Annotated in this window: 15 protein-coding genes and 1 pseudogene; 14 read left to right on the forward strand and 2 right to left on the reverse strand. The window is 56.1% G+C overall.

Annotation, left to right across the window (positions count from 1 at the left end):
- The first annotated feature begins 278 nt into the window (after positions 1–278).
- The gene (locus P0120_13895; protein MDF0675410.1) at positions 279–497 is read left to right on the forward strand and encodes a cold shock domain-containing protein; all 219 of its coding nucleotides are present in this window, start codon (positions 279–281) and stop codon (positions 495–497) included.
- Between the two features lie 159 nt (positions 498–656).
- A complete protein-coding gene (locus P0120_13900; protein ID MDF0675411.1) occupies positions 657–2,570 on the forward strand; it encodes a tetratricopeptide repeat protein in 1,914 nt (637 codons plus the stop codon).
- A 27-nt stretch (positions 2,571–2,597) separates the two neighbouring features.
- On the opposite strand, the gene P0120_13905 is transcribed toward P0120_13900, so the two are convergent.
- On the reverse strand, positions 2,598–3,554 hold the full coding sequence (locus P0120_13905) for a D-glycerate dehydrogenase (GenBank protein ID MDF0675412.1): 957 nt from the start codon (positions 3,552–3,554) through the stop codon (positions 2,598–2,600).
- Between the two features lie 88 nt (positions 3,555–3,642).
- On the opposite strand from P0120_13905, the gene P0120_13910 reads away from it, so the two are divergent.
- From P0120_13910 to P0120_13945, 8 genes and pseudogenes are all read left to right on the forward strand, one after another.
- Positions 3,643–6,480: an FAD-binding and (Fe-S)-binding domain-containing protein gene (locus P0120_13910; protein ID MDF0675413.1), complete on the forward strand. Its 2,838-nt coding sequence runs from the start codon at positions 3,643–3,645 to the stop codon at positions 6,478–6,480.
- Between the two features lie 81 nt (positions 6,481–6,561).
- Positions 6,562–6,840, forward strand: coding sequence for a hypothetical protein (locus P0120_13915; GenBank protein MDF0675414.1), 279 nt, complete (start codon positions 6,562–6,564; stop codon positions 6,838–6,840).
- A 147-nt stretch (positions 6,841–6,987) separates the two neighbouring features.
- The gene (locus tag P0120_13920; protein ID MDF0675415.1) at positions 6,988–7,836 is read left to right on the forward strand and encodes a DUF6279 family lipoprotein; all 849 of its coding nucleotides are present in this window, start codon (positions 6,988–6,990) and stop codon (positions 7,834–7,836) included.
- A gap of 206 nt (positions 7,837–8,042) precedes the next feature.
- The gene (locus tag P0120_13925) at positions 8,043–8,306 is read left to right on the forward strand and encodes a ribbon-helix-helix protein, CopG family (protein ID MDF0675416.1); all 264 of its coding nucleotides are present in this window, start codon (positions 8,043–8,045) and stop codon (positions 8,304–8,306) included.
- A gap of 2 nt (positions 8,307–8,308) precedes the next feature.
- The gene (locus tag P0120_13930) at positions 8,309–8,716 is read left to right on the forward strand and encodes a PIN domain-containing protein (GenBank protein ID MDF0675417.1); all 408 of its coding nucleotides are present in this window, start codon (positions 8,309–8,311) and stop codon (positions 8,714–8,716) included.
- Between the two features lie 90 nt (positions 8,717–8,806).
- A complete protein-coding gene (locus tag P0120_13935) occupies positions 8,807–10,114 on the forward strand; it encodes a dicarboxylate/amino acid:cation symporter (GenBank protein MDF0675418.1) in 1,308 nt (435 codons plus the stop codon).
- 59 nt (positions 10,115–10,173) lie between these two features.
- Positions 10,174–11,463, forward strand: a complete 1,290-nt coding sequence (locus P0120_13940; GenBank protein ID MDF0675419.1) for a type I restriction-modification enzyme R subunit C-terminal domain-containing protein — start codon at positions 10,174–10,176, stop codon at positions 11,461–11,463.
- Positions 11,464–11,604: 141 nt separating this feature from the next.
- Positions 11,605–12,359 (forward strand): annotated as a pseudogene (locus P0120_13945) (IS5 family transposase).
- A gap of 131 nt (positions 12,360–12,490) precedes the next feature.
- Here the strand turns inward: P0120_13945 and P0120_13950 are convergent.
- Positions 12,491–12,895, reverse strand: a complete 405-nt coding sequence (locus P0120_13950; protein MDF0675420.1) for a hypothetical protein — start codon at positions 12,893–12,895, stop codon at positions 12,491–12,493.
- Between P0120_13950 and P0120_13955 the strand changes: the two genes are divergently transcribed.
- The 4 genes from P0120_13955 to P0120_13970 all read left to right on the forward strand — a co-directional run bounded on the left by P0120_13955 (position 12,894) and on the right by P0120_13970 (position 16,864).
- Positions 12,894–14,324, forward strand: a complete 1,431-nt coding sequence (locus tag P0120_13955) for a class I SAM-dependent DNA methyltransferase (GenBank protein MDF0675421.1) — start codon at positions 12,894–12,896, stop codon at positions 14,322–14,324. The genes P0120_13950 and P0120_13955 overlap by 2 nt on opposite strands.
- Entirely contained in the window at positions 14,321–15,523 is a 1,203-nt protein-coding gene (locus P0120_13960; protein MDF0675422.1) for a restriction endonuclease subunit S, read from the forward strand. Before P0120_13955 ends, P0120_13960 begins: the two co-directional genes overlap by 4 nt.
- Positions 15,524–15,599: 76 nt before the next feature.
- The gene (locus tag P0120_13965; GenBank protein MDF0675423.1) at positions 15,600–15,845 is read left to right on the forward strand and encodes a hypothetical protein; all 246 of its coding nucleotides are present in this window, start codon (positions 15,600–15,602) and stop codon (positions 15,843–15,845) included.
- 59 nt (positions 15,846–15,904) lie between these two features.
- A complete protein-coding gene (locus P0120_13970; protein MDF0675424.1) occupies positions 15,905–16,864 on the forward strand; it encodes an IS5 family transposase in 960 nt (319 codons plus the stop codon).
- Positions 16,865–16,953 lie beyond the last annotated feature (89 nt).

Genomic DNA, 16,953 nt, shown 5'->3' on the forward strand with positions numbered 1-16,953 from the left:
GAGAAATGTTGAATACTATAAGGTGAGTCCTTCTTGCCTGTAAACACAGGAGCAAATCTTCACCTTAAAGATTCGCTTGACACAGCCTGATGCCTATGTTACATGCAGCGCGACTTTCCCTCAAATGATGGGTTCCGTGAGCGATGCATCATTCCTTCAGGTGCCCGTCCCATCAACCATCCCGATTCTTGCCCAATCTATTTTCAACTTTAATGCAGGGTCGATTGAGTGGAGTCGCTACGTAACCAGTCGTAGTTGTTGACAAAAGGAGGGCTTCTGTGAAGACAAAAGGAACGGTCAAGTGGTTCAACGATCGAAAAGGGTTTGGATTCATCCGGCTGGATAGCGGAGAAGACGTCTTCGTCCATTACTCCGCTTTACAAGGAGAAGGTTTCAAGACTCTCAAGGAGGGGGAAAACGTCGAGTTTGACATCGTACAGGGAGCCAAGGGTCCTCAAGCGGCCAATGTGCTCAAGGCGGCGATCGCCGCGTCCTAAGTCGTCAGATCTTCCATTTGGCTCGGTAGAAGGGCCGATCATCCGGCAAGAGTGGTCGGCGCTTCTACGGGAGTGCTGCACTGTCTGATTCAGCCATTTCCTAGACAAAAACCATTGACACTGCTAGCGTTTGGCTGTTCTGTTCCTGGAGGTATCGTTGTGCCATCGGATCGAAGTCGAGTTCTTCAACAAGCTCAGTTCCTGGCGTCCCGCGGACAGTACGAAGCGGCCATAGCCGAATGGAAGCGGTTGGCCACAGAAACCCCCGCCGACGGCACCGTTCATAATACGATCGGTGATTTGCAATTGAAGCGAAACGCTTCAGAGGAAGCTGCCGCTGCATTCTTGCAAGCGGCCTCAGCCTTCCGAGCCGAAGGCGCTACTCTTAAGGCAATCGCTGCCTTTAAAAAAGTCCTTAAATGCGATCCCTCTCGATACGAAGTCTATCGCCACCTTGGAGATCTGAACGTTGAACGCGGACTCATCAGCAGCGCGGTCCAGGATTACCTCACCTTAGGGAAGTACTACCTGAAAGGACGTCGAGGAAAAGACGCGCTCGAAATCTACAAGAAGATCGTCCTCCACGATCCATCGAATCTCGACGCGCAGCAGCGCGTTGCAGAACTCTGTGTCCAGGAAAACCATGGGGATGAAGCGACCAAAGTGTATCTCCAGTTGGGCCGGGAGCGATCGGCGCAAGGGAGGTACGATGAGGCGAAAGACGCCTATCTCGCCGCACTCAGGATCGATCCTGCGAACAACGAGGCCGCCCAATTCGTGGAGAGCATGAAGAAGGGTGGAACCGGGTCGAACAAACCGGTCAAACCAGGATCCACCGCGTCGGTGCAGAAACCATCCGAATCGGTCGATTTGCTGGCCGAGGCCGTTCGCCGCATTGACGAAAAGCAGTATGCCGGCGCGGAAGCGATCTTGAACCAAATGCTCACACGGGAACCAGGGAACCCCCAAGTCTGTCAACTCCTGGCTCGATTGCATTTGCAACGCGGGGATGTGCAAGTGGCGCTGGGGGAATATCGCTTCTTGGCTGGCGCAGCGTTGCGGGCGCATGACAGCACTCTTGCTGAATCGTTGATTCAGGAGTTCTTGTCTGTTGACCCGAACTCCGTCCCCTTACTGGAACTGAACGGGGAACTGCGCGAAGAGCAAGGTGATAGCGGGGGAGCCGCACAGCAGTATGCGAAGGCCATCGAACTCTTGTTGGAGCATCCCGAGCCCGGCATGGAAAGTCTGCATGAAGAGCTCTTCGAAAAGGTACGATCGCTGTCCGGGGATGAGGCATTCGTGAATCGGCTGGCGATGAGGATGAGGGGAGGATCCACGGCAGATCAGAGCGGGCCTGCTCAAAATGAGTCTGTGCCGGAAACGTCGTTGGACCTCGTATCTTCTTTAGCAGACAATGATGAATCTTTTCCGGTTCATCCGGAAGCTATTCAATCGGCTAGTCCAAGTGATCAGGCTCAGGAAGACTCGGAATTCGCTCTGACAGGTGCTGCGCCAGACGACATCGGTCCTTTTGCAGGGATCGACGAGACGCAAAAGGCCGAAGACCCAGTATTGTCGGTTTCACGCTCAGCCGAGCACTCCGTCATTCAGACTACCGTGGAATCGGCTGTTCCCGATCAACCAATTATTCCTCCCAAGCCGGCAATAAAGGAACCGCCGCCGGATTACGAGGCGCACTATGCGTTGGGCGTGGCGTACAAGAACATGGGATTGTACGAAGAGGCAAAAGAAGAGTTTCAGGTGTCGATGAGCAGCGACTCGTTTTATCTCGATTCGGCGTTAATGACGGCAGTCTGTCTCAAAGAGGAGCGCCTCATCGCTCAGGCAATTCTAGGACTAGAAACGGTCTCGGCTGATCCTCGGTGCCAAGGGGCCAAAGGGCAGGCCATTCGTTACGAGTTGGGCTCCCTGTATGAAGCAGAGGAACAGTGGGAAAAGGCCGTGCACGCTTACCAATCCATCCCCTCCTTTCATGACGTCCCACAGCGACTGACTGCGTTAAAGGGAAGACAAGGGGGAAGGGACGACGGTTTTCGATATGCATCGTAGAGTCCGACACCATTCCTCGATCACATCCTAGTGCACTCGATTCGGCGCCGGTCTGCCTCCTAATACGGCTGCAATATTGTCGAGACAGATGAATCCCATGCGAACGCGAGTCTCGAGTGTGGCTGATCCCAGGTGTGGAAGCAGGACCACATTCGGCAGCGATATCAAACGGGCATGGACCGTCGGTTCGTGCTCGTAGACATCCAGCCCTGCACCCGCGATCGTTCTTGCCTCAAGCGCCGACACCAAGGCAGACTCGTCGATGACAGGACCTCGCGACGTATTGATTAGGTAAGCAGTCGGCTTCATCAGGGCCAGCTTGCGTCGCTCGATGAGATGCCGAGTGCTCTCGGTGAGCGGGACATGGAGCGAAAGAAAATCACACTCCGCGACCACTTCATCTAGGGGGCGCCAAACCCACGAGACGCCGGGAGGACTGCAAACACTCTGACAGCCCGCATAGATCACCGGCATCCGAAACCCGGCCGCCCGTTGCGCGACCGCCTGTCCGATCCGTCCCATGCCGACGATGCCCAGCGCCTTCCCGGACACGTCGGCGCCCAGCATCTGTGTCGGTGTCCATCCGGGCCAGTGACCGGTACGAACCCAGGTATCTCCTTCAACAACCCGCCTCGTCAGCGCGAGCAAGAGAGCCCAGGTCAGGTCAGCGGTGGCATCAGTCAGCACGTCTGGTGTATTGGTAACGACGATGCCGTGCTGGGCCGCGGCGGCAAGATCGATATTGTTGTAGCCGACTGCATAGTTGGCGATGACTTTCAATCGTTTGGCCTGGGACAGCAACGAGGCATCGATACGATCCGTCAGTGTGCAGATCACCGCCTGCGCCTGGGCAAAGCCTCGGCACAGCTCTTCCTCCGTCGGCGGCCGATCTGTCGGTTCGGTAAGCATCTGATACTGTCCGGAGATTGCGTTCAGCACCGGGCGAGGCAACAGGCGGGTTACGTATAAGGTCGGGCGTTCCATGAGCCTCTCCATTGTAGGAGAATTCGTAGGCGACCGACAACGACTCTGGTTCTTCGAAGTGTTTGCGAGCTAAGATGCAGAACTATCTATGATGGCTTTACCCACCTTGATATTGCCGACAAGAGCGCACGCAGTCGCCCGTGATCTTCGCGCTCTGTTGGGAGCCGAGAAAGTCAAAGATGACGTGCCCACGATCACGGCCTATGCCGTGGATGCCAGCATCTATCGCGTTCCTCCCCAGGCGGTCGTCCTTGTTGAATCAGAAGAGGACATTGCTGCCACCGTTGCCTATGCGGTGACACGGGGTATCCCTCTTACGCCTCGGGCAGCCGGGACCAATCTGACCGGTTCCGCCATCGGCTCAGGCATCATTCTCGATGTGTCGCGTCTCAATCGAATCCTTGAAGTGAATCAGGAAGAGAGGTGGGCCAGGGTCCAGCCCGGGATCGTCTTGGCGGAGTTGAACAAGCAACTCGGCTTGCAGGGGCTGTTGTTTGGGCCGGACCCGTCAAGCGGGGACATGTGCAAGCTGGGCGGCATGATCGCCAATAATTCTTCTGGACCTCATACCTTGCGCTACGGCTCAGTAAAGGACAATGTCCAGGGTCTCCGACTCTGCCTCACCTCGTCAACGTGGATTGAGGCGCGAGCCTATGCCTTCGATGATCCGTCGTTAGAGCGCCTCCTGACAACCGTGCCGGCCTTGCGTGACGTGCTGGTGATGACACAGACCCATGCAGAACTGATCGCCGTGAAGCGGCCCACGGTCAGCAAGAATAGTTGCGGGTACAATCTCTTTGGGTTGGCCGACGGGCTCGCACGGGGCTCGTTCGATCTCCCGAAGTTATTCGTCGGCAGCGAAGGGACGTTGGGTGTCGTGAGTGAAGCCAGGCTCACGCTGGTCGACAAGCCCAAGGCTACGTTGACCGCGCTCATTCACTTCCGGAGTCTCGATGAGGTCGGTGAGGCGGTGCCCCGACTGCTGACGTTGCAGCCAAGCGCTTTAGAAGTCATGGATGCCAATACGCTCAACTTAATCGGTCGAGGGAAGCATGGCATTCCGGCTGATGCGGCAGCGACATTGCTGGCCGAATTGGATGCCGATTCCCTCGAGATCGATCTTCGAGAGCGGGCTGAAACCATGGCCACCGTCTGTCGGCCGTACAAGCTGGCGGCGGAGCTGACGCTGGCGTTCGATATCGAACGTCGAGAGCAGCTCTGGAAAGCGCGGAAGGCGCTGTACCCGACCCTCTATCGATTTGATCCCAAAAAGAAGCCGATCAATTTTGTCGATGATGTCGTCGTGCCGGCTGAACGCATCAGCGAGCTGATCCGATACCTGGAAGACTTCTTCGAAGGGCAGCGGGTACCCGTGGCGATCTTCGGCCATATAGGAAATGGGAACGCGCACATTGTTCCCCTGTTGGATGTGAACGATCGTGGCGACTTCGAGAAGATGGTGAGCGCCTATCAGGAGATCCATACGACCGTTCTGAATCGGTTCGGCGGCTCGATTTGCGGTGAACATGGCGACGGCCGTGTTCGTGCCGAGTTCGTCAAGACCATGTTTGGTGCGGAACTCTACGATCTCTTTGTGCAGGTCAAGAAGGCATTTGACCCAGGGAATGTGCTCAATCCCGGTATCAAGCTGAGCGAGACCCCCTTCACGGAACATATCGATTACACCAGATTGTCCAAATCCTGCGCGACCTGTGCCAAGTGTAACTCGGTCTGCCCCGTATACGATGTCTTTCAATCCGAGGACATGAGCTCACGTGGCTGGTTCGAGATCGTGACGGCTAGGGATTACAGCTATCTCAATTCCAAACGGGTGGTGGAAGCTTGTCTGAACTGCAAATCGTGCCGCACCATTTGTCCCGCGGGAGTGGACGTATCGGACCTGATTCTTCAGAAGCGGGCAGAGCATCCAAACCGGTTGGCGGGTTGGATCTTCAAACAACAGGCACGCGGAGCAGCCTTTGAACCGTTCTTGCGGTTCCTGGGGAGCACGCAGAACATGTGGGACCGTCCCTTCTTCAGGAAACTGCTGGAACGGATCACGACACCGATCATGAAGGCATTGGCTCCAACGGCACGCTTGCCCCACGATCTTGTGTTGCCGAAACTGGCCTCACGGCAGTTGCGCGAACGGTATGCGCATTTGATTCCCAGTGGAACAGACTCCTTGCCGACTCGTTCCGTGGCCTATTTCCATGGCTGCGCTGCCAACTATTTCGATGACGGAGTAGGGGGTGCCGTCATCGAGGTGTTGAAGAAACATGGGGTAGAACCGGCGCTGCCGCCACAACGTTGTTCCGGGACCCCGGTTCAAACCTACGGGCATGTCGAGCTTGCACGTGACGGGGCCCGATTCAATCTTCAGTCGTTAGCCCCCTACAAAACGGTTGTGACCGGCTGCGCCTCCTGCACGCTGATGCTGAAAGATTACCCCTCGCTTTTTTCAGAAGGGACCGAGCGGCAGCAAGCCGAAGAACTGGCCAAGAAAGTCGTGCATATTTCGGAATTCGTCGCCCGCTCACCGCAGCATCCTTCTATGGCCAAAGCCGACGGGATGACGAAACACGTCACCTATCATTCATCCTGCCATCTACGGGCAGCCGGGGTGACGAAAGAGCCACGACAGGTGCTGTCATCATTGCCCGGGGTCAGTTTTGTTGAAATGCAGGATGCCGACCGTTGTGCGGGAGGCGCGGGCACCTACCTCATAAAAGATTACGATACGTCGAAAAAGATCTTTGAACGAAAGGCCCGCGCGATTGCACAAGCCGGCGCGAACGTTGTGGCGACGAGTTGTCCGGCCTGCATGATCCAGCTCAAGAATGGAGTGAGGGACTCGGTGGAGGTAAAACATGTCGCCCAGCTCCTGCAAGAAGCTTATCAGGCGGCAGAACGTGAACAGAGCTGAGTCCATTCTCCCTGATCGTGTAGAGTACGCGCCAGACTCACAGTGAGAAACGAGAGATTCGGTCAACTCATTGAGGATTAGATGGTTTCGGTACAGATTTTGGGCCAAACCTTACGTGCGGCCGTCGATGAAAACGAGCTCGACGTGCCGGTTACCGACGTGACCACCGTGAAGCAACTCATTGAGGCGAACCAGGCGCAACTGGGCGGGTTGCTTCAATTCCTCAAGAGCCGCGAAACGCTCATCACCATCAACAAGAAGATCGGAACGGAGGATTCCCTCGTCCGAGACGGTGATGTCGTCAAGCTCTCGTTCCAATCCCGCTCGTCCTACGACGGCACTCGGGACATTCCCACGTGAGTACTCACGTCTGCTGGGCCGTTCGCCTCACACAGAAACTCCGTACGCTGCGTTGTGTCGTCCAGCATGACCTTGCATCATCCCGCATTGCTTGAGAACATAGCTGCACCGACTATGAGGTACTGAACCACGAGAGGGGGAAGTGAGATGAGACGGCGCTGCTACTGGTCTTGGTGTATCGCTGTATTCTTGGTCGCCCTCGCCGGCTGCTCGTTCGTCACCACCGCCTATCGGTACGCCGACCGAATCATCCTCTGGAAGCTCGACGACTACTTCGACCTCAATCGTAACCAGCGTCATGATCTAGCACAACGCCTTACCCCTTTACTGAAGAGGCATCGGCACGAGGCCTTGCCGCAATATGAAACGTTCCTTCGAGAGATCGGTCAGCGAGTCGAGCGGGGGCTCACGAGTCCGGATATCGACTGGGCCTATGCCACCTACGATCGTCTGCGCACGGACCTCCTTGAAAGGGTTGTAGACGACAGCGGGATCTTTCTTGCTTCGGTCAATGTTCGGCAGGTGCGAACGTTTGAATCGGCCTTGGAGAAGGATAACGTCAAAGTCATGCGCCTCGTCCAGACTCCTGTGCCGGAGCGTCTGTACAAGCGGGCCGAGTCCATCCTCGATTGGCTGGTAGACTGGTTAGGGCCGCTAGACAAAGAGCAGCGGGCGCAGATCCGCGAATGGAGCCTCGCGCTCCCCGATGGGCAACCGATATGGGTTGCCTACCAACAACAACGCCAGCAGGAACTCTTGACCCTCATACAACAGGCCCAGACTCCCGAACGGATAGCCCGAGAACTTCGTACCATGCTCGTCCACTACGATCAGATCGCTCCCCAGTCCTATAAAGATGCTGTCAGCCAGATGCGCACGGCCGCCAAAACGATGGCACTGGCCATCGATCACAGTGTGACTCCCGAACAGCGCCGCCACGCCGTCGCCAAACTCCAACGCCTCATCGACCAGATCCACGATCTCCAAGCAGAGTAGCCTTTTCTCCTATGGGAAGAGGCTTTCCTTTCATGAGCGCGACAGATCAGGGTCCAGCGGCTGCGCGAGCACACCTCCTTATCCAGGATGGCTGTGCTGTGCCTGTCATTTCTGAACTACTCATGCTCGTCTTTCTCGCTGATCGCGCTTGTACAGACCGAAACCCCGTAATACAGTGGCCTCATACAAAGACATGAGGAGTAGTGATGCCGTTCACCGTCCGCATTGACGTAAAAACTGAACGATTGATTCAACGGCTGGCTCGCAAGCGAGGTCGGAGTAAATCCGAGGTGATCAGAGATGCCATCGATATCCTGGCGAAGCGCGCGCAAGAACAGGAAAAGGCCGAACGTCCTTATGAGGCCGTGCGGGATCTCATCGGCAGTATACGCGGGGGCCCATCCGATTTGTCCGAGCGAACAGGCGATCGGTTCCTGAGGATGCTCCGAGACCGGCATCGCCGGAGCTGAATATGGTGCTGGTAGATGCCGGACCTCTGATTGCTTTGATTCATGCCGACGACCAACATCACGGGCGTTGCGTGGCTGCCTTCCAGGAACTGACCGAGCCCTTAGGGATTGTCTGGCCCGTGCTTACCGAAGCGATGTACCTCCTCAGCTTTTCCTGGAAAGCGCAGGCCCTTCTCTGGGAGATGCTCTATCATGGTGTGATCCGGGTGCTCACTGTGGGGGACAAGGACGTGTCCTGTATGAGAGTACTCATGAAGAAATATAAGGATTTACCGATGGATCTGGCCGATGCCGCGCTGGTGGCTGTCGCAGAACGAGAAAGAATCCAGCGAATCTTCACGCTGGACCGCCGGGACTTCGAGGTGTATCGACCAGCCAAGCTGGGCCGGTCTATTCTGCTACCGAGCTAGCCGCGTCGCAGCAGTCGGGTATCGTCTATCCTTCTCACCCGTGATTTCTTTGAGGGAACCGGGTAAGCTCCGGCGGCCCACACAATTCCGATGCACGACACGACACACCGAAATCCATTTCCACTGTCTGCGCAAGTTCTGGTCGCTGTGGTCTGTGGCGCGACTCTTGGCGTGGTCTTTGGCCAGGAACCTTATCTGATCGGCCTGGGTAACGAGCAGCTTGGGAAACTTGGCCTCTGGGTGGTCTGGATCCTCAAGACACTCGCGGTCCCGCTCATCTTCGTTGCGATCCTCGATTCCTTGATCAAAACGTCGCTTCCACTGCGCCAGGGGATGAAGCTGCTTACGATTTGTTTCATCAACGTCTCCGTGGCAATGATGATCGGTCTTGCCATTATGAACATCTGGCAGCCGGGGAAAGCGTGGCAGGGCCATGTTGAAGACTTGCTCCAGGTGATACCTGGAATGAACCTCACCCCGACATTCACCCCATCGGAGCATCCACTCGAAGACCTGCTGGCTTATATTCCCCGTACGATTGGTGATCCGTTTGCGAGCAATAACATCATTGGCGTCGTGCTTCTCGCTCTCGGACTCGGGCTGGCGCTGCGGTGGGCGCGGAGTACGACCGGCCATGCTGGCGTCGTGATCGATCACGTGGCCGATGCCATTGAGCGCGCCTATGGCCGGCTGGTGACGCTTCTCTGGTGGATCATCCTGGTCGTGCCGTTCGCGGTGTTCGGTGTCGTCGCCCAGGTCGTCGGCAGGTCAGGTATCGAGGTCTTCTCTGTGCTCTGGATCTTCCTCGCCGCCATGCTCCTCGGCCTTGCGGTGCATGCGTTGCTCTACTATCCGCTCGCCGCATGGTGGGTGGGGAAGAAACCGCCGATGGTCTATATCGGGCAGGGGGTCGATGCCATCATGACCGCCATGTCCTGCAATAGTAGTCTGGCGACCGTGCCCATCACGCTTCGCTGTCTCGAACGGATGCGGGTCTCCTCACAATCGGCGCGCCTCGCGGCCTGTGTCGGGACGAACCTCAACAACGATGGCATCACCCTCTACGAAGCGATGGCTGCGCTGTTCCTAGCCCATGCCCTCGGCTACGACCTGCCGATGTCGAAACAAATTGTGATCGTCGTGGCCTCCATCATCGCCGGCGCCGGCGTGGCCGGCATTCCCGAAGCGGGCATGATCGTGCTGCCGCTCGTCCTATCCGCCGCCGGTCTTCCGGACCAAGTCATCCTGGCCGCCATTCCTCTCATCATGACCGTGGACTGGATCATCGCCCGGGCCCGCTCCGGCGTCAACGTTATGAGCGACATGCTCGTTGCCATCCTACTCGACGTCGGACAGTCGAAGCCGGCAGCAGTCCCCAACACAAGATACCATCGCTAAGACAAGCGCTACCGGACCATGCTCATGGCGCGCACCGGTGAAGAACGACTCATCATGGGGTGCGCCATGCGGGATTCTGCGCGCATAATCGTGGAGGCTTCCTTGCGGGCGAGCGATCCCCAGACGACGAATATCACACCCAAGACTTTGAGCGAGTCGTCGCCTTGCGGGCTCGCACGCAGGCGATTGCTCGGCATCTGACCGAGTTTTTGAAAAAGACCGGTCGCTACGCCAAGACAATCGTATTCTGTGTGGATCAGGAACATGCTGCAGAAATGCGCCAAGCCCTGACCAATCTCAATGACGATCTGACCCGGCAGCATGCCGACTATGTCTGCCGGGTGACAGCCGAAGAAGGAGATATCGGACGTGGACACCTCGGACGATTCCAAGAACCGGAAAAGGATACTCCGGTCATCCTCACGACCTCGCAACTCCTGACGACCGGTGTCGATGCACCGACGTGCAAGAACATCGTGCTGGCTCGTGTGGTCAACTCCATGACTGAGTTCAAGCAGATGATCGGACGGGGCACCAGGGTGCACGACGACTATGGCAAGCTTTACTTTAATATTCTGGACTACACCGGATCAGCTACGCGCCTTTTTGCCGATCCGGACTTCGATGGCGATCCGGTTCTGATCACGCAAGAGGAGATGAGTGAAGCCGGCGAACCGAAGACATACAAGATCCTCGAAGAACAGCCGGTCATGGCTGAGACAGAGGAACAATTTCAGATTTCAAATGAGCAGATCGCAGATGACGGAGAAGGGGAGCGACGAAAGTACTACTTTGGCGGAGGGCAACTCGAGATTGTCGCGCATATCGTCCATGAGCTTGATCCAGATGGGAAACACTTGCGCGTGGTCAAGTTCACGGATTACACAGCAGAGAAAGTCCGCACGCTGTATCGGAATGCCTCCGATCTTCGAACGCAATGGGCTGATCCGGAACAGCGGGCTGAAATCATTCAACGATTGGCCGATCGGGGCATCGATTTCGACGATCTGGCACAAGTCGCCGGTCAGCCGGACGCCGATCCGTTCGATCTGCTCTGCCATGTGGCCTTCAATGCACCACTTCGGACCAGACGGGAACGAGCAGACAGGCTCAAGAAGGAGAAGAGAGACTTCTTTGATCAGTACGGATCGCAAGCAAAGGAGATACTCACGGAGCTGTTGGAGAAGTATGCGGAATACGGCACTGCGCAGTTTGTGATTCCCGACGTGCTCAAGGTGCCGCCGATCTCCGATCGTGGCAATGTCGTGGAGATAGCCGGATTCTTCGGCGGACCGGAGCAGCTCCGAGCGGCCGTCAATCAATTGCAAACCTTGCTGTATGCAGCATAATGTATCGCAAATCTTACATCTCAGAATTATCGGCGATCTGAAATTTTGCATTTGAAATCTGAGATTCACCTAGGGCCTGTTGACATTCAGCTCCCCCCCGTGGCATTGGTGTGGCCTTGTTCAACACCCCCCGGAGGGAAGATGGCGAGATGTGAGCTGCGAGATGACCAATGGAGGCGGATTCAAGCGTTGTTGCCGGGCAAGGCGAGCGATCCCGGGCGGACAGCAACTGATAATCGCAAATTTGTGGAGGCGGTGCTCTGGATCGCTCGGACCGGTGCGCACTGGCGTGAGCTACCAGAGCGCTTCGGCGTCTGGAACAGCGTGTTCCAGCGGTACAACCGGTGGTCGAAAGCATGTGTGTGGGAACGGGTGTTCCGCGAACTATCGGGCGACCCAGATTTCGAATACGTGATGATCGATTCCACCATCGTCCGCGCTCACCAGCACAGCGCGGGCGCAAAAGGGGGACTCAAGAGACGGAAGCCATTGGCCGTTCAAAAGGCGGTCTGACCACCAAAATCCACACCGCTGTCGACGGTCTGGGCAACCCGCTGCGCTTTATCTTGACGCCGGGACAGGCGTCGGATTACACACAGGCCGAGCCGTTGCTGCAGGGCTTGCCCGCTCAGCACGTCATTGCCGACAAGGGATACGACAGCAACACGATCGTTGAAACCATCGCGGAGTCCGGCGCGAAAGTCGTCATCCCGCCGCGCTCCTGCGTGAAGGATCCGCGCGCAACCGACTTCGCTATGTACGCCGAGCGTTACCGCATCGAATGCTTCTTCAACAAGCTCAAGCACGACCGTGCCGTCGCAACCCGCCACGCCAAGCGTGCACGCAACTTTGCAAGCCTCATCTATCTCGCCGCGTCCATGCTGTGGATGAAATGAATGTCAACAGAACCTAGGCAACCATGAAATATAAATCCTTCGAAGACCTGCCTGTATGGCAAGCTGCCATTGAATTAGCTCGCGACACATACGCACTGACGGAGCATCAGGCATTCCGTGGTCATGCTGGATTACGGGACCAATTGGAGCGAGCCGCACTGTCCGTTTCGAACAACATCGCCGAAGGCTTCGAGCGCGGCAGCACGAACGAACTCCTTGCCTTTCTTTACATCGCCCGAGGATCGTCCGGCGAAGTCCGTTCCATGTTGTGTCTCGTGGAACGCATTCCAAGCTTCTCCCCGCTGAAATCTGAAGTTTGTAATTTGAGATCGAGCTGCCTCAGCATCTCCAGGCAGCTCTATGGCTGGATTGAGCAACTCAAGAATTCCGATATTTCCGGCCAACGGCATCTGAACGACAAAGTGCGCAGCCGTACTACTGAGCGTAAAGAGCGCGACGCTTTCCTCGACGAACTCGACCGCATCCGTCAATCCAGTGCGAAGCGTTCTGATCTCTGAAATTTGAGATTCCGCCATGCCCAAGACACCTTCTGCTCCTCTGACCACTACCCAACAACTTGGTTCACTCATTAAGTCCGCGCGCGACATCATGCGGAAGGACAAAGGGCTCAACGGCGACCTCGACCGTCTGCCCATGCTCACCTGGATCATGTTTCTGAAGTTCTTGGATGATCTGGAACAGATCCGCGAGACCGACATGAAGCTCGCCGGCAAGCGCTTCCGTCCCGCCATTGAATCGCCCTATCGCTGGCGCGACTGGGCCGCAAAGCCCGACGGCATCACCGGCGACGAGCTGATCAAGTTCGTGAACAATGACGAAGCCATCGGTCCCGACGGCAAGAAAGGCCCAGGTCTCTTTTCCTATCTTCGCAGTTTACAAGGCGCCAACGGCGGCGACAGCCGCGACGTCATCGCAACGGTCTTTCGCGGTACCATCAACCGCATGATCAACGGCTATCTCCTGCGTGATGTGGTGAACAAGGTCAACGGCACCCCACGCGCTGTCGTCCGTTTCATGGTTGCCGTCACCGATCCGAGATTGGGCGAGACCGTCCTCGACCCCGCCTGCGGAACCGGCGGCTTTCTCGTTGAAGCGTTTGAACATTTGAGAAAACAGTGCAGGCGTACTGAGCATCACGCCGTGCTGCAAACAGAGAGCCTCCTAGGCGGGGAGGCAAAGCCGCTGCCCTATCTGCTTGCACAAATGAATTTGCTTCTGCATGGGTTGGAAACGCCGCAGATCGATTCACTTAATAGCTTACGATTTCCCTTGAAGGAGATCGGTGACAAAGATCGAGTGGATATCATTCTTACCAATCCACCCTTCGGCGGCGAGGAGGAACGCGGCATCCTCTCGAACTTTCCCGAAGACAAGCAAACATCTGAAACCACCTTGCTTTTCCTACAACTCATCATGCGTAAACTCAGGCGATTGCCAAAGCCAGGCCGCGCCGGAATCGTTGTTCCTAATGGTACCTTATTCGGTGATGGCGTCTGTGCTCGAATCAAAGAAGAACTGTTGAAGGACTTCAATCTCCACACGATCGTCCGGCTGCCCAACGGCGTCTTCGCGCCTTACACAGGGATTCCAACAAATCTGACGTTCTTCGACCGCTCAAGTCCGACAAAACATGTCTGGTATTACGAACAGCCACTCCCAGAAGGCCGAAAGAACTACACCAAGACTCAGCCGATTCAATTCGAGGAATTTGCCGACTGCATCGCCTGGTGGAATAAACGCAAAGAGAACGACCGAGCCTGGAAAGTCCCAGCCGCCGACATCCTCAAGAACGGCTGTAATCTCGACATCAAGAATCCACGTGGCAAAGTTGACTTAGAGCATCTGCCACCAGAACAACTAGCCGACGATATTCTGAAGAAGGAATTGCGCATAGCCGAGATCATGGGCGAAATCAAGGCTCTTTTGAAACAGGATGGCGTATGAGCAAGTGGTCGATGACGCCTCTATCAGAAGTGCTCACTCCTTATCAAAAGTACATCGAAACTCCAGAGCCAAAGGAATATCCGAAGTTGTCCGTAAAGCTTTACGGGAAGGGGGTTGTTCTGGATGCTCCTGCAGATGGAACCACTCTTAAGATGAAGCGTCACCAGATCGCTAAGAGTGGGCAGGTTATCTTGTCTGAAATATGGGGCAAGAAGGGTGCAATTGGGTTTGTGCCTCCCGAAGGACATGGAGCTCTGTGCACGAGCCATTTCTTCCTTTTTGATGTTAATGAGTCTAGGTTGGAACCAAAGTATCTACACGCCATTTTTACAGCGAACTATCTGCAAGATCAGTTGAATGTTGAAGCCAAAGGAACTACTGGTTATGCAGCGGTAAGGCCAAAGAATCTTCTCGATGCGGAAATCCCTCTCCCCCCGCTTCCCGAGCAGCGGCGGATCGTGGCGCGGATTGAATCCCTGGCAGGGAATATTGAAGAAGCTCGCTCGCTTCGCACTCAAGCAACACAAGAAGCTGAGATGCTCATGGTATCTGAAGAACGTAGAATTTGGCCAGACTCTGTGCTTGGTGAGGCAAGAACGCTTGGGAGCGTCACTGCTTATCTTGCCCGGGGAAGACAGTCGGAGCAGGGCGAATCAAATCACTTTTTGATTAAAACTCAGCATGTTCAGCAAGGACGTTATATCCCATCTCTGGTTCGCCTTGCGGCGCATGTTGCCCAAAAGGTACACCCAGATGCTTTTGTGCAGCCTGGGGACATTCTGATCGCGTGCTCAGCAGCCGGATGCCTTGGACGTGTTGCGCGTTTTTTGGAGGAAGGTCATGCTATTTCGACCGATACGCATGTCGCGATAGCTAGAGCAAACTCGGCCCTTGTTAATGGTGATTACCTCTATAAGTACTTGAATGGGGCGCAGGGCCAGCATCAGTTACGCAGTCGAGAACGAGGAGACTGGCAGCGTGAAAAGATCAGTTTTCGTCTTACCGAATCGAATTTGAATGACCTTCGGCAGGTCCCGGTCCCAATACCACCTCTGTCAGAACAGTGTAGCATCGTAGCCTATCTTGACAGATTGCAAGCCAAGGTGGACACGCTGAAGAAGTTGCATGCCGAAACTGCCACTGAACTCGCTGCGCTTATGCCCTCCATACTCGACAAAGCGTTCAAAGGGGAACTTTAGGATGCCGTGCTTACCTTATGAAATCATGGAGGCAATGATTCAGTGCTTTGGTCGATGCTTTCATTACAAGGATCGCATGGCTGCCTTTCTTAACTACTGTGAGGTTCCACGACCACTTGCCAGCAAACATCGCGAGGAGTTCAAGTTTACGTGGGCGCGCAAGCTATTGACCGAGCTAGGAGAGACTGAAAACGGTCACGTTCTCCAGCGAAAAGTCCTCACCGGTCTATGCCAATTGAGAAATGTTCCAGATGACAAGGTTCTTGACCGCGCGGCCGCTTTGGACGCACTGTGTGTGCTCAAAGACCTAGGGAAGGTCTGATTTATTCTCCTCGCGAGATGTGCTACGGATAGCGCAGCACTGAACGGGAGGCGCATCCGATGCAACAGCAGACATTTGCCGAGGTCACGTTTGAACCGTATCGCAAGCCCACTCGCCGCGAGCAGTTCCTGGATGAAATGAACCGTGTCGTGCCGTGGGCGGACCTGGTGGCGGCCATTGAGCCGGTCTATCCCAAGGCCGAAGGCCCCGGGCGGCCACCGGTGGGCGTCGAGCGCATGCTGCGCCTCCATTGTCTGCAACAGTGGTTCAACCTGTCGGATCCGGCCGTGGAAGAGGCGCTGGACGACTCACGGGCGATGCGGCAGTTCGTGGGCATTGATCTGGGCCGCGAGCCCGTGCCCGATGAAACGACGATCTGCAAGTTTCGGCATCTCTTGGAAGCCCACCAACTGGGCGAGCGGCTCTTTGCACGGATCGGCGCGTATCTGGCAACCCACGGCATAAAAGTCAGTCGCGGGACCATCGTGGATGCCACCATCATCAGTGCGCCCAGTTCAACCAAGAATCGCCAGAAGGCGCGGGATCCGGAGATGCATCAGACGAAGAAGGGCAATCAGTGGTACTTCGGCATGAAAGCGCATATCGGTGTGGACAGCCAGACCAAGCTGATTCATTCAGTGGCCGCGACTGCCGCGAATGTGCATGACAGCCAGGGGTTACCGAAGTTGCTGCATGGACAGGAGACGCGGGTGGGGGGCGATGCCGCGTATAGCGGGCAGCGCGACGTGATTCGACACCACGCCCCCAGGGCTAAGAGCTTTGTGCAGACTAAAGCGCATCGCCATCGGCCCCTGAGTGAGACCGAGCGGGCCCGGAACCGCACGAAGTCGAAGGTGCGGGCGAAAGTCGAACATGCGTTCTTGGTGATCAAGCAGATCTTCGGGTGGGCCAACGTCCGCTACCGGGGGTTGGCGAAGAACACCCACTGGCTGTTCATCAGTTGCGGCTTGGCGAATCTCTATGTGACGCGCCGGCAGCTGCTGGCGGAAGCCTCGTGAGCCCGTGTGCGAACGGAGTCATGGGCAGCCTGACAGAGCGGGCGAGCCCCGAGAAAGACGATCCCGGACCAGCGGATTCCCACCTGATG

The sequence above is a fragment of the Nitrospira sp. genome, from assembly GCA_029194675.1.
Lineage (GTDB): Bacteria > Nitrospirota > Nitrospiria > Nitrospirales > Nitrospiraceae > Nitrospira_D.